General features: G+C 49.9%; 15 protein-coding genes. 4 read left to right on the plus strand and 11 right to left on the minus strand.

The genetic code is table 11. From position 1 onward, the window contains the following. Nucleotides 1-9 precede the first annotated feature (9 nt). A complete protein-coding gene (locus K3T82_RS44935) occupies nt 10-1,014 on the plus strand; it encodes an abortive infection protein (RefSeq protein ID WP_220199970.1) in 1,005 nt (334 codons plus the stop codon). Between the two features lie 114 nt (nt 1,015-1,128). Here the strand turns inward: K3T82_RS44935 and K3T82_RS44940 are convergent, their stop codons facing one another. Then, nucleotides 1,129-2,106 carry a phosphotransferase family protein gene (locus K3T82_RS44940; protein WP_220199971.1) on the minus strand — a complete coding sequence of 326 codons (978 nt, stop codon included), beginning with the start codon at nt 2,104-2,106 and terminating at the stop codon, nt 1,129-1,131. A 211-nt stretch (nt 2,107-2,317) separates the two neighbouring features. Beyond that, nucleotides 2,318-3,307, minus strand: coding sequence for an SDR family NAD(P)-dependent oxidoreductase (locus K3T82_RS44945; protein WP_220199972.1), 990 nt, complete (start codon nt 3,305-3,307; stop codon nt 2,318-2,320). Between the two features lie 266 nt (nt 3,308-3,573). On the opposite strand from K3T82_RS44945, the gene K3T82_RS44950 reads away from it, so the two are divergent. Continuing rightward, nucleotides 3,574-4,539: an AraC family transcriptional regulator gene (locus K3T82_RS44950; RefSeq protein WP_220199973.1), complete on the plus strand. Its 966-nt coding sequence runs from the start codon at nt 3,574-3,576 to the stop codon at nt 4,537-4,539. A 64-nt stretch (nt 4,540-4,603) separates the two neighbouring features. On the opposite strand, the gene rpoB is transcribed toward K3T82_RS44950, so the two are convergent. Both rpoB and K3T82_RS44960 read right to left on the minus strand, forming a co-directional pair. After that, nucleotides 4,604-8,095 carry a DNA-directed RNA polymerase subunit beta gene (gene rpoB / locus K3T82_RS44955; RefSeq protein ID WP_236031933.1) on the minus strand — a complete coding sequence of 1,164 codons (3,492 nt, stop codon included), beginning with the start codon at nt 8,093-8,095 and terminating at the stop codon, nt 4,604-4,606. 497 nt (nt 8,096-8,592) lie between these two features. Next, a complete protein-coding gene (locus tag K3T82_RS44960; protein ID WP_220199974.1) occupies nt 8,593-11,028 on the minus strand; it encodes an FHA domain-containing protein in 2,436 nt (811 codons plus the stop codon). Between the two features lie 180 nt (nt 11,029-11,208). Between K3T82_RS44960 and K3T82_RS44965 the strand changes: the two genes are divergently transcribed. Beyond that, complete coding sequence (locus K3T82_RS44965; RefSeq protein ID WP_220199975.1) at nt 11,209-11,832, plus strand: class I SAM-dependent methyltransferase; 624 nt, start codon at nt 11,209-11,211, stop codon at nt 11,830-11,832. Between the two features lie 189 nt (nt 11,833-12,021). On the opposite strand, the gene K3T82_RS44970 is transcribed toward K3T82_RS44965, so the two are convergent. The 6 genes from K3T82_RS44970 to K3T82_RS44995 form a co-directional block, all read right to left on the minus strand. Continuing rightward, nucleotides 12,022-13,629: an FAD-dependent oxidoreductase gene (locus tag K3T82_RS44970; protein ID WP_220199976.1), complete on the minus strand. Its 1,608-nt coding sequence runs from the start codon at nt 13,627-13,629 to the stop codon at nt 12,022-12,024. Between the two features lie 157 nt (nt 13,630-13,786). Continuing rightward, nucleotides 13,787-14,839 carry a LacI family DNA-binding transcriptional regulator gene (locus K3T82_RS44975; protein WP_220199977.1) on the minus strand — a complete coding sequence of 351 codons (1,053 nt, stop codon included), beginning with the start codon at nt 14,837-14,839 and terminating at the stop codon, nt 13,787-13,789. Nucleotides 14,840-14,973: 134 nt separating this feature from the next. Next, nucleotides 14,974-15,276 (minus strand): alpha/beta fold hydrolase, encoded by a 303-nt coding sequence (locus K3T82_RS44980; protein WP_220199978.1) that lies wholly within the window; start codon nt 15,274-15,276, stop codon nt 14,974-14,976. A 39-nt stretch (nt 15,277-15,315) separates the two neighbouring features. Continuing rightward, nucleotides 15,316-15,765, minus strand: coding sequence for an alpha/beta fold hydrolase (locus K3T82_RS44985; RefSeq protein WP_220199979.1), 450 nt, complete (start codon nt 15,763-15,765; stop codon nt 15,316-15,318). A 120-nt stretch (nt 15,766-15,885) separates the two neighbouring features. Next, nucleotides 15,886-16,806, minus strand: coding sequence for a GAF domain-containing sensor histidine kinase (locus K3T82_RS44990; protein WP_220199980.1), 921 nt, complete (start codon nt 16,804-16,806; stop codon nt 15,886-15,888). After that, entirely contained in the window at nt 16,785-17,639 is an 855-nt protein-coding gene (locus K3T82_RS44995) for a PAS domain-containing protein (protein ID WP_220199981.1), read from the minus strand. Before K3T82_RS44995 ends, K3T82_RS44990 begins: the two co-directional genes overlap by 22 nt. A gap of 334 nt (nt 17,640-17,973) precedes the next feature. Between K3T82_RS44995 and K3T82_RS45000 the strand changes: the two genes are divergently transcribed. Then, complete coding sequence (locus tag K3T82_RS45000) at nt 17,974-19,869, plus strand: sensor histidine kinase (RefSeq protein ID WP_220199982.1); 1,896 nt, start codon at nt 17,974-17,976, stop codon at nt 19,867-19,869. 25 nt (nt 19,870-19,894) lie between these two features. On the opposite strand, the gene K3T82_RS45005 is transcribed toward K3T82_RS45000, so the two are convergent. Next, nucleotides 19,895-20,500 carry a TetR/AcrR family transcriptional regulator gene (locus K3T82_RS45005; RefSeq protein WP_220199983.1) on the minus strand — a complete coding sequence of 202 codons (606 nt, stop codon included), beginning with the start codon at nt 20,498-20,500 and terminating at the stop codon, nt 19,895-19,897. Nucleotides 20,501-20,632: the final 132 nt, after the last annotated feature.

Consider the following 20,632-nt stretch of genomic DNA (forward strand, 5'->3'; position numbering starts at 1 on the left):
AGTCCCTCTATGCAACGGAAAGGTGTGTGTTACGATGTTGGGCGCGTAATGATGGGAGAGCAGTGGCGTCCGACCTTTGATCTATCTACCGTGCATCGCGAACTTGAGATTATCCGACAGGATTTGCACTGCACTGCGGTTCGGATCTGTGGTCTGGATATCGAACGGCTGATGATAGCGGCGGAGGATGCACTCAAGCAAGGATTGGACGTCTGGTTTTCGCCGGAGATGTGGGACAGGAGTCAGGAAGAGACACTAGACTATCTGGTGAAAGCTGCAACAGTCGTTGAGCAGTTACGTAGCGCCTTCCCACAACGCCTGGTATTGAGCATTGGCTCAGAACTGACGCTCTTTATGCAAGGGATCATCGAGGGGAACAATGTCCTGGAGCGAATAGGGCACCCTGCTTTTTTGCAGCAGGTAAAGGCTGGCACCCATAATAAGGTCCTCAATGCTTTCTTAGCCAGGGCGAATGAGGCTGTCCGGAAGGTCTTTCATGGCAATGTGACATATTTCTCTGTTCCACTTGAGATGGTTGATTGGAGCCTGTTCGACTTCGTAGGTGTGGATATGTATCGAGAAGCGCGTATCAAAGACTCCTATGGCGAAATGGTCAGGCGCTATCTTGGCTATCATAAGCCGGTGGTTATCGGCGAGTTTGGCTGTTGTACCTATCAAGGCGCTGAGAATGTCGGTGGGAGGGGATGGGCTATTGTTGACCCCCAGAATCCTCTGCAACTCAATGGTGATTATGTGCGCGACGAAGGTGTGCAGGCACGGGAACTCAACGATGTACTGCGTATTCTTGATGACGTCGGTGTCGATGGCGCTTTCGTGTTCACTTTTGTTGCACCTATCTTGGCGTACCACGAAGATCCCAAATATGATCTAGATATGGCTAGCTATGGTCTGGTAAAAAGTTATGCCGACAGGCATGGTACGACCTATCCAGATATGTCCTGGGAGCCAAAGGAATCGTTCGCGGCAGTGGCTGAATATTACGCGAATCATTAGGCTTGAAGGGGGCGCGCATGCCACATTCAGGAGGTCATCAATGAAGTCGTCCACGTCTAGCTGCTGAACAGAAAAAAGTACGTTTCTCGCTCACCTTTTCGCCTAATTAAGTGGTTAGTTCTCTTTAAGCCAGTTGAGGGTTGTCGCTATCAACTGCTTTGATAGGTTGCTGGCATCGTCAGAATCATATTCTCGATAATAGCATTCGATATTCATCACCAGGGCAAGATACAGGGTGTACAAGTGGCATCGCTCAAGCTCTTCGTGTGTGAAAGTGGTTTTGCCATATCCCCGCATCATGTCAGAAATCCCTCCAAAGGCTAAGGCTCGGAATATGGATTCCATTAAGGGGTCAGCCCAGAGCGCCCTCTCAAAATCGATGATGCCAGTGACCTTGCCTTTCTTGACAAAGAAGTTCCGGTCCCAGGCATCCCAGTGGATCAACTGTGGTGTCGTGACAGCTTCCAGGGAAGAGGCATGTTTTAAGACAGCATCATGGACCTCACCACTGGTATAGCCATAATTCGCCTGCTTCCTGTAGCCATCTTCCAACACCGCATCAACGATCTTGATAAATGTCTCTTTCCAGGCATCACCACACAGGTCGCTATTGCCAGCATAGCCAAAATGTGGGCCTGTAAAGCTATTGATCTCTCGGCAAATGGTGCCGATCTGCCGATCAATTGCTTCCTGCATCGCTGGGGATAGGGAGGCCTTCACGGGACCGTAGTTGTCTCCAGTCAGTTTCTCCATAAAGCAATAATCTGAGTCACATATATCCCGAGCCGTGTCAACGTAATAAATCTCCGGCACGGGAATAGCCGGGTTCTCGCGTACCAGGCGCATAGTGGCGACCTCGGTTGTCATGATATCCTTCTCATATGCCAGAACTTCAGCATCCTTGAGTGGAGCGATTTTTAAGATAACTTCTCTTCCGTCCGCCAGCCGTAGATCATATGCTGCATTAAACCAACCCTCGTCTAATGTCCTTATTGCGTCATCACTGTTTGCAAGTGTGATCCCACTAAAGGCCCTCTCGACCATCTGAGTAATCTGTTCTCGCGTTTTTCTGTTTTTTGTTTTGCTTTCCATGCATAACCTCTATTGTTTACAGAATAACTCATCTCCCCTGGTATTGCTTTGCTAGAGTTCGCTCCCAGTATATGACGGAAGCAAAGCAATCTCAAGGCACCATGGAAGGCGAAATTGGTTCGCTTCGCTGATCTCAAATGAGAGAAAAAGTGTCAAAAAAATGTGGCGCGCCACATTTTTTTGACACTTTTTCTCTCATTTGCCCTTATATTTACTCCTGCCACCCCAGGAGCTGTTCGCTTACCTTCCAGAGTCGGCCTGCTGACTGTTTGTCAATCGCGTGCTGCGCCACGCCTCGCGCGAAGGACCCCATCTGATTTGTTTCGACCTCTGCTGGCACGAGTGGAGCAATATCACAGTTCTGGCAATATACGCCACCCATGCCATCAAGCTGGGGACTCGTCGCGCACCAGACACTGGTTGCAGCGCCTTGCTCAGCTGTCTTCATGTTCCTTGCTGGATCGATAATGGGGGTACCGTTCTCATCAATCAGGCCCAGCGAGCGAAGGATCTCTGGGCTGAGATGCTTTGAGAGACCCGTGTCGACGATGCTACCGGGATGAAGCGAGAAGGCACGTAACCCATCTGCCATGCCTCGCTCATCCAGAGCCTTCGCGAAAAGGATATTGGCTGTCTTGGATTGACCATAGGCCAGCCCTGGACGATAGTCGCGATGTTCAAAATGGATATCCTCGAAGACGATGGGCGAGCGGCTGTGCGCCCAGGCTGAAACTGCCACCACGCGCGCTCCCTTGGCCTGTCGTAGCGCTGGATAGAGGCGCATGGTGAGCTGGAAATGCCCCAGATGGTTCGTCGCGAAGCATAATTCATAGCCCCGAGCATCACGTCTCAGAGTCATGGTGTCTCCTATGCCCGCGCTATTCACCAGGATATGGAGTGGCTGCCCTGTCGCGAGAAACCGCTCGGCAAAGGCATCGATAGAGGTTGGATCGCTCAGGTCCATCTCCTCGATCTCGACACCATCAATCCCTTGAAGAGCGGCGGCAGCTTTCTCATAATTGCGTGCCGGGACAATGACCCTGGCACCTGCTGAACGTAGTGCTCGTGTCGTAGGGAGGCCAATGCCCGAAGAGCCTCCGGTGACTATGGCGACTTTGCCACGTAAGTCGATCCCGTGAATGACCTCATTAGCTGTTGTTGACGCTCCAAAGCCGGAGCCGATAGGTTGTTGTTGTGTCAACGGAAGAAACCTCCTGCAAAAAGTTTGTATGTCTATTCTCTCTTGAAGGAGGGAGATCAGGTAGATCATTTCTGCCAAAAATTTGCCTGAAACTGCAAAGCGCTGGAACCTTGTCTCGTAAAAAGATACAATTGAATAGATGAAGTTGATGTGTGCATGCAAGCAAACCAGGAACTTGGAAGGTGTGCATCCAATGATAGAAAGACCGGGAAAAAGACATGCTGGAACAATCACTTTCCTCTGTTAGGTCCCCTGGCGGAAGCCATATGTTCCCTCAAGAAGCTCTAGAGCAACTGCTTCAGATGACCATGAGGCTTATCACAACTGATGGGGTCAGGCAGACAATAATCCCGTTTCTTTCGCTTGTTCGCCATACTGCTCAAACACCAGCGATTCCCAGTGTCTTGACTCCTTCTTTTTGCCTGGTTCTGCAAGGCGCAAAGGAAGTGCGTTTGGGCCGGGATGCGCTTCGGTATCGCGCGGGCGATTATCTGGCATCTGTGATTGATTTGCCCGCATTCGCCCAGGTTGTGGGTGCAAGCAGACAAGCGCCATATTATGGCCTGCGTATTGATTTGACGACAAAAGACATCGCTTCTGTAGTGGCGGAAGCTCACATCGCTATCGAATCAGGCGAGGAAAAGCCGGGCCTTGGAGCATACGTGGGGAAATCCGATGCCGACTTTGTAGACCTGTTCATCAGGTTGCTGAAGCTGCTTGAAAGGCCTAAAGAGGCCCCTTTTTTGTCGGCATTGCTCAAGCGCGAAATGATTTTTCGCCTCCTCTCGGGAACTGCTTCCCGCTTCTTTTTGCAGCAGGTGCTCTTTGAGCAGCAGGCGGAGGGAGTAGGTAAGGCTATTACATGGATTAAAGAACATTATGAGCAATCTTTTACTGTTGAGGAACTCGCCATAGCAAACAATATGAGTGTCTCTGGTCTCCACCATAAGTTTAAGGCCATCACCACGATGGGACCCTTACAGTATCAGAAACGCCTGCGCCTTCAGGAGGCAAGGCGTCTCCTGTTGAGCGGAAGGGTAGACGTAACCGCTGCCGCGCTGGAGGTTGGATATGAAAGCCCCTCGCAATTTAGCCGGGAATATCGGAGGCTATTTGGTCTTCCGCCTCTGCAAGACATTAAAGCGGTACGTAAGCATGTTTTGGCAGATGCCTTCCTGGCAAGTTTAGGTGTAGGAGTTGATCAGAGAGCAGAGTCCTCAAATGCTCATTAAAAGGCCGATGGAAACCAGAATTGATCTCCATCGGCCCGGTATATTGCTTTAGATCATGACAACATTATCCGTCGTGCTCTACCCCAGAGAGGTTAATACCCAGTTCGGGCAGCATATCAAGCGAGGCGTCTTCAATGACTTGAATGCGCTGCTCATCCTCGTTGAGAATTTCGACGTTGATCCCCAGGCTTTGCAATTCTTTGACTAGCACCTTGAATGATTCTGGCACGCCTGGCTCTACGATTTCCTCTCCTTTCACAATGGCCTCATAGGTCTTGACGCGCCCAACAATATCATCGGACTTTACGGTAAGGATTTCTTGCAGAATATTGGCCGCGCCATAGCCTTCCAGCGCCCAGACTTCCATTTCACCGAAGCGTTGTCCACCAAACTGCGCACGTCCACCGAGTGGCTGTTGGGTAATCATGCTGTAGGGCCCGGTTGAGCGTGCATGTACCTTCTCTTCGACGAGATGTTTGAGCTTTAACATATAGGCATAGCCAACGGTCACGGGATGGTCAAATGGCTCGCCGGTACGACCATCGAAGAGCTGAATTTTGCCGCTTTGGGGGAGTCCCGCGCGCTGGAACATCTCCTGGATATCCGCTTCAGTGGCCCCATCGAAGACTGGTGTTGCTACCTTCATTCCCAGGGTGTGAGCAGCCATGCCCAGGTGCGTCTCCAAAATCTGCCCAAGGTTCATGCGGCTGGGAACGCCCAGAGGTGTCAGGATGATATCAACAGGCGTGCCATCGGGGAGGAAAGGCATATCTTCGACCGGCAAGACACGTGAGATGACGCCTTTGTTGCCGTGCCGACCAGCCATTTTATCGCCAACACCAATTCTATGTTTGAGTGCCACGCTCACACGAACGCTCATTTTTACACCCGCTGGCAATTCGTCGCCTGCCTCACGCGAGATAATTTTGACATCAATGACCCTGCCATGCTCACCATGTGGCATACGCAGCGAGCTATCCTTGACCTCACGAGCCTTCTCACCGAAGATCGCACGTAGTAGTTTCTCCTCAGCGGTCAGTTCGGTCTCGCCCTTGGGTGTGATTTTGCCTACCAGAATGTCTTGCGGCCCCACCTGCGCTCCCACATAGATCATTCCGTAGGCATCGAGATTGCGCAATGTCTCAGCGCCTGCATTGGGGAGATCGCGTGTGATCTCTTCTGGACCAAGTTTGGTGTCGCGTACCTGCACCTCATATTCCTCGATATGAATTGAGGTATAGAGGTCATCGCGTACCAGGCGTTCGCTAATCAGAATAGAATCCTCGAAGTTGCCGCCCTCCCAGAGCATGAAGGCTACCAGAACATTCTGTCCCAGGGCTAATTCTCCATTTTCGGTTGAGGTGCTGTCAGCGATCACCTGTCCTTTGTAGATCGGCATCCCCTTGCGCACGATGGGGCGTTGATTAAAGCAGGTTCCAGCGTTGGTACGCGCAAACTTGCGTAAGGGATAGCTATGGAGTTCGCCCTGCTCATCTATAATCTCGATTTTGCGTGCCGTGACAGAGGTAACCTCCCCATTGCTCTGACTGAGGATGACTTGACCGGAGTCTATAGCCACCGCGCGTTCCATACCAGTACCACAAATAGGTGCTTTGGGGCTCAAGAGTGGTACTGCCTGCCGTTGCATATTCGCGCCACCCTGCGCACGGGTGATATCGTCATGTTCTAGAAAGGGGATTAGCGAAGAAGCGATGCCCACAATTTGGTGCGCTGACACGTCGACATAATCGATCTGTTCTACCCTCTCTTCTATGAATTCATTTTGATAACGGGCCGCTACTCGCTCATCGATGAACTCGTTGTTGGCCGTCAGGCGCACATTGAATTGGGCAATCTTGAAGCGCTCTTCAGCATCGGCTGTAAAGTAGATGACATCATCGCTCACAAAAGGACGGATGCGCAACTGGGTTGTTCCCATTTCCTGTGAGAGTGTGCGAAAGAGAGTCTCGTCGACTCGCGTGGGGGCCACGTGTTCCTGTTTGTGCCCGGCTGCGATCAACTGGGGAATCTCACTACGTAGCTCGCGACCAATGAGGCGAGGGTCATTCGCGGCGAGCTGATGATAGACCTTGCGGTATGGGGTCTCGATAAAGCCATACTCGTTGATATGCCCATAGATAGCCAGGTAGCTCACCAGGCCAACGTTCGCTCCATCTGGTGTTTCAATGGGACAGATGCGGCCATAGTGTGATTGATGCACATCGCGAACCTCAATTCCGGCCCGATCTCTTGAGAGCCCACCGGGACCCAGGGCAGAGAGACGGCGTTTGAGGCCAACCTCAGAGAGCGCATTGGTCTGCTCCATAAATTGTGAAAGCTGGCTTCCGCCGAAAAACTCGCGCATAGCCGCCACAACAGGGCGAATATTAATCAATGCGCCAGGAGTTGCTTGCTCTGGCTCAATGACACTCATGCGCTCCTTGATAACCCGCTCCATACGTAACAGACCCACTCGCATTTGAGCCTGAAGCAGTTCGCCAACGCAACGTATACGGCGATTACCCAGATGATCAATGTCATCGGGACGCCCACGCCCATTATTTAACTCAATCAACTGGCGCACAATATAGACCAGATCGTCGATGGTCAGAGTTTGTTTGGTCTGGGGAATGGAGAGATCAAACTTACGGTTGAGCTTGTAGCGCCCCACCTTACCCAGATCATAGCGACGACCATTGAAGAACAGGTTTTTTACTAGCGAGCGAGCGTTATCCAGAGTTGCCGGGTCGCCTGGGCGAAGCTTTTTGTAGAGTTCAAGCAGGGCCTCGTTTGCTGTTTTCAGTGGATCCCGCTCCAGAGTGGCCTGCATAAAGCGCACAACAGGATCATTATCCACGGTGGCGAAGGTGGCGAGGAGGCCTTCATCCGTAGACAAATCGAACTCCTCATAATGATTATCCTCACTCGCCAGGGCGCCAAGAGCACGCAACAAGGTCGTCACTGGAAGTTTACGTTTGCGGTCGACTTTGACCGAAAGGAGGTTTTTGCTGCTCGTCTCAAATTCTAACCATGCGCCGCGCTGGGGAATCAGTTTGGCGCCACTGAGTCGTTTACTTGTGATGGTATCCTCTTCTGCCGTGAAGTAGGCACCAGGCGAACGCACAAGCTGGCTGACGACTACGCGTTCACTCCCATTGATGATAAAAGTTCCGTGCTCTGTCATCAATGGGAAATCGCCCATAAAGACCTCTTTCTCAATGATCTCACCACTGTTTTTATTGGTGAGTCGGGCCTTCATGGTCAAGGGGGCGCTATAGGTAGCGTCGCGTTCACGGCAGACTTTTTCGCTCTGCTTGGGGGGGCCAAATGGCTGTGATGGTACGACAAACTCCAGGCTGAGATTCTTGCCCGTAAAATCTTCTATCGGCGAAATTTCGGCGAACAGTTCATGGAGACCTTCATTCTTGAACCAGGTAAAAGAGTCACGCTGGATCTGGATCAGCCCTGGCATCGGTTGGATATCGGGGATACGCGCGAAAGAGACACGCTCGACACGCTCAGAGAAGTGATGAAGTGACCCACTGCTACTTTCCATACGGGATTGCTCCTTTCAGCTCAATAACCATCAAGAATAGTGAGAGGCACGACAAAACAGCTCCCATGAAATGTGGGGAGCTTGCTCCTATAGTCATGTAACGCGTTAGAATGTGAGGTAAAACCTAAGAGGTGTCAGCGGGCATGTGCCCATATAGACATACCGTGCTCTGCAAAATCAGAGCCTTTGAAAGGATACCCAATAAAATGCCCAAATACACCGGCCTTTTGGACGTTGCATTTTTCTAGGGGATGAGTTATAATTATGATGGGGATTAAGACACTCCTCGGGCATCATATTGCCCTCAAGCCCTTCTATCATGCTGTGCTGGTTTTCTTTGACATTTCCTCTACTCATTAGCTCTTGAGAGACTGTATCCTGGCACAAATGATTTTTGATGGCACATGCTAAGAGAAGAAGAGCATCTCTGCGTGGCTGTCAAATATCTGCTCCACAGAGCTACTCTCCTTTTTTCTAACCTGATAACCTTGATACCTCTAAGACTGTGCCCATGGTGTGGGTAGCTCACTTGCTCCAAGCAAGCGGAAAGTGGCCTTTACTGAGGCAAAGTGTACTATATCACCATTCTGTAATATTTCTGGTCGAAGCGGTGTTAATATCAGCTCGCCCAGCCGTGTCTTATTGCGGCTTTTGAGATCTTCGATATAGTAACGATTGTTATGCAGGCGAATGCGTGCGTGCAGGCGAGAAACCGAGCCAGAGGTATCAAACTGTGTGAGGTCAATATCTGGCTTGATACCTCGCTTGGGATCAGGCCGCCCGATAGTCATGCCCGCCACGTTGATAGTCATATGTTGCGCGATATTTTCGCCCTGTTCGATTTCCAGAACCGCATAGACCTGAGCGTTCTGAGGTGTTAGCGATCCGATTCTGAGAAGTTGCTTCTGAATGTGCTGTGCCCGCTCGAATGAGGACCTGAGAATGGTGCGCTCCCCTTCGCTCAGTAGCTCGTCAGTCTTAGGTTTGGATCTGAGAATGGTACGTTCACCATCGCTCAGTAGCTCGCTAGTCTTAAACGTAGGCATGAGAATGGTCTGCTCACCCTCTGACATATCCGGGTCCGCGTTGAGCTTGAGCTTGATAATGGATTGCTCACCTTGCCCTGGCTCAGACTCCAGGTCAAGTTTCTTGGTTATGGCCCTTGGCATGAACGGCTGATCCTTCAGGGATGCGAGGAACGAGCTTGCAGCCTCTTCTGAACGGCGTTGAGGATGGCTGGCATTCAATTCTGGCAAGATTGAAAGCACCTTCCCATTGCGAACGAATAGCCTTCGCCAGTTTGAGGGATCAAGAGGTATAAGCGCGTGACGCTGGCGACGCGCGGCATCGATAGCGTTAGAGCGTGCGCTTGTCGCAATGCCGCTGGCTTTACTGATCTGCTCGATACGCTTTGCGCCAAAGTTGATCGGAGCGGCTTGACTATATTCTTTCGCGCTGACCTCAAGCCAGGCGTGCGTGTCTTCTTTGATGCTATCTGCTAGTTGGCGAATGGCAACGGCTGGCGATGTGCCTCTATCCCGCTCTTGCCAATACTCAAGGACGCGTGCGCTATGCCCAATCATCCCTGTCATCGCGCCGCCACTGGTCAGGAAGTGCCCGTTGCCGAAGGAATCGCCTGCGACCACGCCGTTTGTTGCGACCAGGGAATCGTCTCCAGCCCGCTCAATGAGGCTAAACAGTGTTGGCCCATAGATCATCTGGACCTTACGAAGTTCCTGGGGCGAAATCTCTAGAATTTGTGCGGCTTGTTCAATGTAAAAGTCATAGATCAAATGTTGGTATGAGGCAAAGAACTCTGGTGAATTGGGGTCTGTTCCCTCCGGAACGAGTCCAGCCACTATAGGGTCAAAGGTCTTGAAGTCGGGTACCTGGACCAGAACCCAACCTACCTCTGGATCATTCTCATGACCCACTGCGATCTGCCGCACCCAGTATTCCTTGCCGTCCTCATCGAACTCTGATGAGATGCGTCGGCGTAGCCGTCCACCAACAAGCACCTCAAGCAAACCTGCCATGAAGTCCGCCTGCGCTACTACGGCTCCACGACCATCATTGTGATCGACCTCGACATCATGCTGCTCAAAACCTAAACGTTTGGCATCGGAACTTTTAAAGCCCTGGGCGATCATGAAGAGTTCAGGCGTTCCAAGATCAATAATCTGGCTATTCGGTTCACGCACACGAACGAACTGACCCTTAAAATCAAATTCTTGTAAGGCCTCGATGCGAATGCGCTTGCGCCCATCTGAGCAATGAATAAAGCCCTCGCTTTCCGTCTGAACGACTCGATGATGCGTAAACAGTTGGATTCTGGGTTTGTGATGGTGTTCTAGATCCTGTTGCTCCATCAGTTCCAGGTAGCGACGCAATAATTTCTGTATGGATGCCGCCTCAGCCTGGAATGTGGAAGGTCCATCCAGCACTTCTATCATCGAGGTACGAATCTTTTTAGCGTCGGGCTGACTCGGTGGAACAGGTGGGTCCAATATGGTAATGACGCGGTTTGGCAAACCATCTCTCCATCGATCATCAATAAATTCGACATCGCGAATGGTTCCTACGATATGTTGATCCGCATCGAAGCCATCAATGACCTCGTCAGCAACGATATCCCCAGCGGAAGTTTGCTCGCTATAGAAACATTCCGCGAGACGGAATAGCTTTCCATTGGCACGGCGTGGTATCCGTGCTTCGCCATATTGTTCAAGTATCATTTGATCAATCAGGCCGAGTTGATGATAGAAGTCTTCTCGGATATTCCAGTGTACGCCAAGAAAGGGATCGCCGCGCATCTCAACCCCTACCGCCTGGCGACCCATAGCCACAGTCCATAACATGGCCATCATATTTGTGCCGCCCAGACCCAGCGCCAGGAAGTCTGGATCAAGTATTACCCCATTTGTAGCGTCCAATACGGTTTCCTCCTCATTAGGGGTGGGTATAAAGCAATACATTACCCTCATAACAATAACGTAAAGAGGCGTGTTTCTTATGGGAGGAGTTAATGTGATGATGGGTGATTGAATGAGAGTAGGGAACAAGATAGAATGATGGTGTGCACAAGAGATATTGAAAGGATAAGGAGGTTTATTATGTCATCTTTTTTCCCTGATCCCCAGGAGCGGCCCGCCACCTATGACCGTTTTATGCAAGCATATGAAGGTGGAAATCCTCCCTGGGATACCAATATTACGCCTCCCGAACTCGTTGCGGAGATACAAGGCTTACAGGCCAGGCCCTCAGGACGTGCTCTTGATCTTGGTTGCGGTACTGGCACGAACAGCCTGTATCTGGCGAGTCATGGTTGGGATGTTACAGGCATTGATTTCATTCCTTCTGCCATTGAACAGGCTTGTGAAAAACAGCGCCGCGTTGACAATCTAGAGGGCAATGTTGACTTTTTTGTCGGTGACGTGACTCAGCTAGACACGCTCAAGCTGGAGCCGGGCTATACTTTGCTCTTCGATCTTGGCTGTTTGCATAGTATAGAGGAATCAGCACGGGTAGGCTATGCGCGTGGTGTCATACGGCTCGCTGCTCCTGGTGCGCTCTTCTTGCTTTATGGCTTCATGCCTAACGAACTGCTAAGTAATCGCCTCACGCGTTCAGAGGTTCAGGCGCTATTTGGACCAGATTTCACACTTGAACGTGCCGTGGAGTCCCTTGATCGCCCCGGTATTCCCTCAGCCTGGTACTGGCTGCGTCGTGCATCCTAGGACCTGCTCTCTCTCTGCTCAGGAATGTAATCGTTATGCAATACTCAGTTCAAGAGAATTCAATGTTTTTTTCTTTCAGATTCTAGTAAATGTGCTTTTAATATGGGGGCGTAAGGAAGTTGCAGAAGCCCTCCTTTTGCAACTTCCTTGCTTACCGCATTTCGGTAGTAATGCCATAAGCTGTGGTCGTTAAATTTTCGTGATGCGTGCATCCTTGTTCCAGGCTAGCTCAAATCCGAGTACCTGCGTAAGTACACGTTGGAAGTCCTTAAGATGAATGGGAGTATTACGCACCTGCCTTGGGGTGAGTTTCTGCTCTAGGCAATAAGCAGCCAGCGCTCCGGCTGCCTCTCCAATATTCCACTCAACCGGGTGGAGACGGTAGCAGCCATTGGTAATATGAGTCACCCCAAGATTTTTATTGGCTGGAAGCAGATTTTCAATCCGTTGAGGGATGAGTGCCCCTAATGGGATCTGGAAAGGATAGCTACTGACATCAACATAGTTGCGCAGAGCGGTACTAGGATGCAGATCAATGCGATAACTCCCAATACCGATACTGTCGGTAAAGAGTTCGGACCCTTCTGGTAAGCCCATTACTGCACGAGCCTGGACACCCACATGTTGCTCCAGGACCGTAAATTCTGCCTGGATACGCCGACTTTCCCTGATATAGACTGCTTTTGCCAATCCATCAGTTGTTCCCACAATATCCTCACGCAGACGTAGCCCTGGATAGCCATACCCACCTCCCATACGTGGAGCCTCGGTTTGCATCCAGTAAAGCATAGAGAGGCTGAGCTGGCGAGCAGCCTGTAAATGTTTCTGTTTTTCTTTATCTGAGACACCTAGCAGGGGACCAAGCCAGTAATCAATCTGCGGCCAGTTCACCAGTGTAATGTCGCTGGGGAAGCGGCCTTGTGGGTAATGTTGGCGGTAAAAAATTCGCCGAAAGTGCCAGAAGTCCTGCCCTTGTTCACGGTCGGTATCTCCATCAAAGAGTGCACGGTGGCGCGTTTCAAGTGTCTCGGGGTTGTAATCAATCCAGCCAAGTTGTGGCCCTGGCCAAAAATCTGCTTGATAGCGACGCCAGAAGTCGTAAGTTTCTGGTCGCTCGATGGTGTGATTCTCAGAGGGGATATAATCGAGCGCGAAGCACCAACTCACCGCTTGTTGATCGAGTGGCTGTGCCTCGCCAGCAAGGGCGTGCAGTTCTCCTGTCTGAGTTTGACTTTCAGCTCCAATCACGTGTTCTACACCAGCCATTGGTAAAATGTCGCCCATTTCGGTTGCATCCAGGATATAGAGAGCATGAATAACTGTTTGCTCGCCTGTTTCATCATTCTGGATTTTTAGTGCACGTACATGATCCCCATCGCATTCCGTTGCGATAGGACGAGAGTGCAGAAGCACTTCAACCTGGCGGCTAGCGCGGTAGGGAGCTAGCATTTCCTCTAACACTGCTATCGCGACCCGTGGTTCATGGCAGAGCCGACTCACGTCTCCCATTCCTGGATTGAACGTTGGATTCTCCCTGACTTTGGGTAGCAAAGGATAATAATGTCGATAGTAATCGCGAATCCCGTCGCGCAGGCGGCGATAGCTGGCTGTGCAACCAGATTGTTCAATCCAGCGATGTTCGTCTGGCGGCACTGCTTGCGCAGTGAGCTGACCACCAATCCAATCAGTCTCCTCAGTAATGATGACATGTTTCCCCAGCCGCAGTGCGGCAAGCGCAGCGGCAATGCCCCCTAAACCCCCTCCCGCGATAAGAATGTCTGTCTGTCGCTCTCGCATATATGTATTCTCCTTTTGGCTAGTATGTTTGATGAATATGGAAGCTAGGTTTAATCGTTGGATGGTCTGCCCATAGGTTGGAAGCATAAAGAATAATATGTTCATACGTAAAGACATATGCACGAGCTGATGCGCGGCCTCTGAGTAATGCTCTGTTCTATAGATGTGTTGGAGGCATGACAGTGTTCCCTTTCATAAAGGTGCATGGCAGTGTCAGTTGTTGTCCCTTTAACGAGTTGTTCCCCTGTAAAAGGTTAATGAGTAAATGCACTGCTTCTTTTCCCATTTCACGCCGTGGAATGGAAAAGCCTGTCATGCCAGTTAGGTGCTGTGTTTCGTTGAGTGGATCTCCCAGAAGCGCAAAGGAGAGATCATGAGGAACGCTCATCCCCATTTGCTTCGTTACATTTAATAACTTATGGGCATAGCTTATATCCTCAAATAATAGAGCTGTTACACCAAGTGAAAGATATTGCTGTAGTAATGCAGGGGTGATTGCTTCCAGGTCACACGCTATCAGCAAGCGTTCGTCAAGTACCATTTCAAGGCGTTGATGTGCAAGAAGGTAGCCGCTCTGGCGATCATAATGCGCCTCATATGGTATTCTATCTTGCTTAGATAGATAAGCAATACGCCGGTGCCCCAGGCTGTGCATATATTCAACCACCTGAACGGTAGCCGCTACATAGTCAGCTGCGACATATGGAATGTTCATACCGGGTATGTCGCGTCTACCCACATAGACAAAAGGGTATCCTTCTTGCATAAGCTGCGTAATTTCGTCAGGCCCTTGGTACACACCTAACAAAAGCGCGCCATCAGCCATTTGCAGGCTATTGATTCCCTCTTTATAGATAGAACGCTTGCCATTCGTAGTGGGCCGTGTGAAGAGGAGGAGATCGTAATCTTGCGCTTGGGCCTCCTCTTCAATTCCGATAAGAAAGGGATAGTAAAAATCGTGATATTCCAGAGGAAAGATGGCCTGGTAGGTAAACACTCCCAATAAGCGGTTTTGACTTCCAGCGAGTTTGCGTGCTACCGGATTCGCAACATAGCCCAATTCGCGTATCGCATCCCAGACTCGTTGCCGGGTCTGGGCACTGATACGCACATTTCCATCCATGTGCCCATTGATTACTAACGAGACTATAGCTGGTGAAACATGCGCCAGGGCTGCAACATCGGCCTGTGTAGAACGTCGTTTCCTCATATCCCCCTCATCATACACTTTGATAAAGCGCTTTATCAAAGTGTATGATGAGGGGGATATGATTGTCAATAGCTGAAATTTTTAGTAAGAATATGCTACGTTTCAAATAAACCTACTGGAACATCGCTGTTTATTTATTCCGCATTTTGCAATGGTCTAGTGGGGTCCTGAGCATATAGCTCCCCCATGTCGTCCCCTTCTAGGAAGGCTAGCAGAGCATTATTAAAGGCCGATGGTTGATCAAACATGCTAAAGTGATTGGAGCCTTTGAGCACCAGGAGGTACGATCCACTCAGGCTTGCGTGTAGCTGGCGACCAAGCGAAAGTGGAACAAGGTCATCTTCAGATCCCCAGATGAGTAAAGTGGGAACCGTGACTGCCGAGACGACGGATGCCGCATCAAGAGCCATGATTTGCCCTGCGGCGCGTGCTACCATAGCATTTCCAGCGCGGAGGAAGTCATAAGCCATATAGGGTCAGAACATTGGTGTTGTTCGATAAATAGAGCGGAGTGCCATTGTTCTCAAGCGGCTGGTATGTTTGCCAAAAGCCATCCCAATTGAATCGACTAGGACCAGATGCTTCACAACAGCAGGGCGTAATACTGCCAGCGCCATACAAATATAGCCGCCCATTGAGTGCCCGACGAGGTGTGCCGTTTCCAGCCCTAATGATTGCATCCATCTGTCCAGCCAGGCAGCACATTCAACAAGCTCGAATGTGGGTGCTAGATGTCTCATTGCCCCAAAACCAGGAAGATCTACGAGGTAGACGCGATATAGCGAAGCAAGGGCAGGTATGTTACGATTCCACCAGCGGGACGAACCTGAGAGCCCATGAATGAGAATCACTGGTTCACCTTTGCCTGCAACCCTATAGTGAATGGGGACATTATCGACGAGGATGGTGCGTTTCGTGATCTTCATCAGACCTCCGTTTCTGTGACGCTTGTTCTTTTTGGCAAGGGAGGAAAGAGGTGTCGACTAAATAGCTTTCTCGAAAATACCATACATCATCGAAGATCTATGATGCCAATTCGGTGGTTATCAGGCAGTTTCTTTTATGGGTAATGTAAACCAGAATGTGGAACCTTCTCCTGGCGTGCTTTGGACTCCTACATGACCATGATGGAGTTCAATGAATTCTCGGCAGATATAGAGGCCCAGCCCCAGGCCCGTGCCTGAACCATGGCGAACCTCTATTCCAGGCACACGGTAGAAACGTTGCCAGAGACTTTTCTGTGCTTCCAATGGGATACCCGGCCCTTGATCTTGCACTGAGACCCGTGCGAAACCATCTTCTCTGGTAAGATGAACCACCACTGGATACTCAGGATTGGAATACTTAAGGGCATTGGTTAGATAATTGAGAATGACCTGTTTAATGCGGTCTATATCGGCCTGGACTGGTACGGGCCGTTCTACAGGCGCGAGTATAATTGCGCGATCCGTGACTGCTTGCTGCATATCTTTTGTGGCCTCCTCAACAATGTCTGCCAGATCATAAGGAGTCATTGACAGCGTGAACTTGTTCATGCGAATACGCGATGCCTCAAGCAATTCCTCGATCATGCGAGCCTGAACCTGTGCTCTTTGTAGTGCTGTTTCGAGCGGTTTTCGTAGCTGGTCTAGTTGTGCTGCGGACAGATTATGATTAAGCTTCATTAGGCGCCGAAGGGTCAATTCCACATTGCCTTTAATGGTGGTAAGGGGCGTTTTGAGTTCATGGCTGGCGATACTGATGAAAGCGTCGTAACGACGATTTATTTCCTGAAGGGCTTGCTCAGTGGCTCTCGTGGCTGCCCATTCTTCTAGTAAGCGGACCTGCGCAATAACCAGAGCTGCGAGCCGGGCTGTTCCCTGCGCTAGTGCTATCTCTTCATTTGAATAGGTATAGTGTACGTCTGTATATTCGCCTTCCATCTTCGCGATGATGAAGAGGCCAATTAGCTCTCCATGCTGTACCATAGGGCAAGTAGGCGATAACGCGCCCCGAAGTCCGAGCGCGGCGTCACATATGGTTGCTGTTGAAGATCAAGCAGTACTACCTGGTTCGCGTGAAGCTGCGCAATCGTAGCTTCGTCGATGTAATCAGAAAGAGGCGCTTGCTCGGTTTCTTCGCGTAGACGTTGTTCCTGCTCAGGCGTCAGGTTACTGGCACCCAGGAGATGCTGACGGTCACCTTGGGGATCAATCGCGAAGACATCGACATAATGACAGTTGAGTACCTTGGCTATAATCTCCACCAGCAATTTTCCTGTAACCAGGATTGGGGAAATTGCGCATGTCTCTTTGTCTATGCCTGTCTCTTCCCGACACGCGATTGCTACGAGCTGTTCTACAAGCGTGAGCAAAGATGTGAAGGCTTGTAATGTGCGCGCTTCTTGTTGGTGGTGCGCCGTGAGGTCATGACATATTGTGTATCCCCCGATCAACTTTCCTTGTCGGTTATACACTGGTGCGCTGGCAAGATGTATCTGTAATTCGTGTCCAGAAGGAGTACATAGGGAGGTCCCGTTGGAATTTGTCTGTGGTAATATATCATCCCTGTCGCAGCCTATAATCGATTGTGGCTTGGAACCATCTTCCGGATGCTCCAGTTCGTAAGGCTTAAGAGACGCGAGAAATTGACACCAGGAGATTCCAACAAACGCTTCTGGCTGTACTTCAAAGAGCTGTTGCGCGGCGCTATTCATCTGGACAATATTGCCTTGAAGGTCGTAGATAAGGACACTCTCACTTAATGATGCAAAGACTGAGCGAGAGAGTGTATGCAATTCTTCAGTATCATTGTTTCCCATATGTGTGCCTGGCAGATCATCTTTATTTCTCAGATGGTATATATCAGTATGCTTGTCCTTAAAATGGAAAAATTATTTCTTCCCTGTTTATGGTATGCTCTCCCGAAAAAGCTGTTCCTGTTACGGGGCTATATATTATGCTGATTTCTCTCAATAATGTAGGCAAAGAGAAAGCGTCTCATGATTGAGCCTTTCTCTCGAATCGGTGTGTTTGCTCTTGCAATCTCAATGTGATGAGATTGCAGTCTCTTCTCCACGACGCATACAATAGCTTATAGTAGTATGCTTTTCCCAGCTTGCAGAGCAATTGAGCATTCCGGAAAGGGACTCTGAGGTGGATAAAGGCTCACACCGTGTCACGCCACGCAAATTGAAACGTGGTGGAACTCCTGATGGGAAGTCGATTCTTCGCTCCCGCTCTGGGAGGCTTCCACCTCACAACCAGGTACAATTTCACCGGTTGCAAGCTGCCTGGGAACATTTTCCGGATAGCCTTGTTGCGTGTGATCACAATCAGAGAATCCTACGGATCAATGCCGCTGCTTGTAAGCTCTTTGAAGTGGCTTCCGAAGCCCAATACCTGGGAAAAGATTACCAGCAGTTTCTTAACCACTATATCCATTCTGATGAGCAGTCATCACTTGTTCCTTCAGGACAATGGCTCATGAGTCTCATGCTGGCTGGGAAAATGGGAACCGACTTATCAGTACAGACCCTTTTGTTGGGCCTCCCGTCTGGGCGCAAGATTCCAGTCACCGTCCGCTCTTTTCCCGTGATTGATCAAGAGCTTGGCATACAAGAAACAGTCTTTGTCTTCCATGAGCTCACGTATTATTATCAGGAAGTCTTTCATCTCCAACGTGTCTATGAGTCGATGTTGGACCTGCTTACCGCGATCATGCAGATTCCTGGGCAAAGAGAGTATATCTTGCCAGAAGAGACCTTTCTTCTCTCGCCTCCAGTACTTTTTGTGGCTCAGCAAGTGGTGAATATCATCCAGCAGGTCTTGAATTGTCATGATGTGGAAATGTTTGCATTTGCTCGTCAAACAGGTCATCTGCACTTTGTTGCAGGAACTGGCTTAACTGATGAACAAGAACAGCGCTGGCAAGATATGAGGGGATGCTTCCATCTCAGAGAGCGCATTGATGACGCTATATTCGCTCGCCTGAGTGCAAACCAGGAGGTGGTGCTTACGTCTGATCAGTTACGCTCCTGTGCTGATTTTGGTCATCAGCAAGCCTTTCTTATGAACCCCAACTCTACATCTCCTGATCCCGAGATTTTCTTACTCATTCCTTTGTTTCTGGAGCAGCAATGGATTGGGATGCTGCTTATCGGCAACATAAGTGCTCAAGGGAAGTACACGCCCGAGGAGATTGGGCTCGCGAAAATCGTTACTGCACAGACTATGCTGCTCATTGAGGGGATTCACTATTTCTATGCTCAGGAAGAGAAACAGAAGAAAGTACTTGCCCGACGAGAAGTAACGCGCCAGACGGGCGAATTTCTGACCCTGGCAAGTCATGAGCTGCGAACTCCATTGACGAGGGTCCTGGGTAATCTGCAATTAGCACAGCGCCGATTGGAGACGTTAAAGAAACAACTTCCCCCTCTCTCCGCTCAGTTACGTGAACCTATTGACCATGTTCAGCGCCCCTTGGTCGCAGCCTCGCAGGGGGCTCAGCTTCAACAACGTATTATCAATGACTTGGTCGATGATGCACGTATCCAAACTCATACGCTCATGTTGTCCTTGCACCCTGAGGATTTACTCGCACTACTAAGAGATGAAGTGAATAAGCAGCAACAATCCGCGCCAGAGCATCCCATTGTGCTTGATGTTCCTTCTTCGTATCAAAGCGTACCCGTCATTGCTGATGTTGAGCGTATCAAGTACGTTCTCAATACTTATCTGATCAATGCGCTCGTTTATTCTTCCCCAGAGTGTCCAGTGACGGTCCGGTTACGTATTGCTGAATCGCATGCTAGCGTCTCAGTTCATAATGAAGGATCAGGTATTGCGAAAAACGAACTCGATCATATCTGGGAACGCTTCTATCGTACCAAAGGCACTACAGTTCAGCATGAACTGGATCTGAGCTTCGGATTGACCCTCTATTTGTGCCGAGCGTTCATTGAATTGCAGCAGGGGCGTGTGGGAGTGCAAAGTGCTCCTGGTCAGGGAGCTACGTTCTGGTTCACTTTGCCCATTGCCACATCTCTGTAAGTGTGACATACGCTGTCTGTGTAGCTCATTTGTTTGGTTTGAGAGAGGGGCCTGCGATAGCGCTACTGAGTTGACCCAGCCAAATGGCAAGTTGTTCGGGTGGACAGGGCTGCTCTTGTTCTAGCCACCAGACTGTCGCGCCCATTCCCGCATAGGCAATACAACTGAGTTTTAGGTCGATGGGAAGTGTGTCAGGCTGTAGCTCCTTAAGCGCTGTAGCGAATAAAGAGCGAAAGCGCTTCTCCGTATTCTGGCGAAAACGTTGCGCAAAATAGGGATCTCCCTTTGGGCCAAGCATCACACGGTAGAATTCTGCATTCTGTTGGATATGCTTGAGCAGGTTGAGTGGCCCAGACGATGTTCCTTGAGAATCTGGCTTCTGTTTCTCTGCGGAAGCGGACTGATCTTCAGTCATCTCATAGATTTCGTTCATATACTGTTCTAGTAAGTCATATTTATCCAGGTAATGGCGGTAAAATGTTGAGCGATTAACCATAGCTCGTTCCGTAATGTCACGTATGGTAAGTGCCGCAAATCCTTTCTCTACCGTGATCTCAATGAAGGCTTGCTGAAGTAGTTTGCGGGTACGGCGGACACGTAAATCCTCGATTTCTTCTGGCTTTTGCGTCACTTTTTTCTCCTTTGTCGCATACACAACGTATTGCGGTTTTTTGCTGATTGACCTAATATTCTACCTCCTGTTAAGCTTTTTGTACAACAGCGCGTTGCATAAGTATCACTATGATGCATACTTTGGAAAATT

Source organism: Ktedonospora formicarum, assembly GCF_016587355.1.
Classification (GTDB): domain Bacteria; phylum Chloroflexota; class Ktedonobacteria; order Ktedonobacterales; family Ktedonobacteraceae; genus Ktedonobacter; species Ktedonobacter formicarum.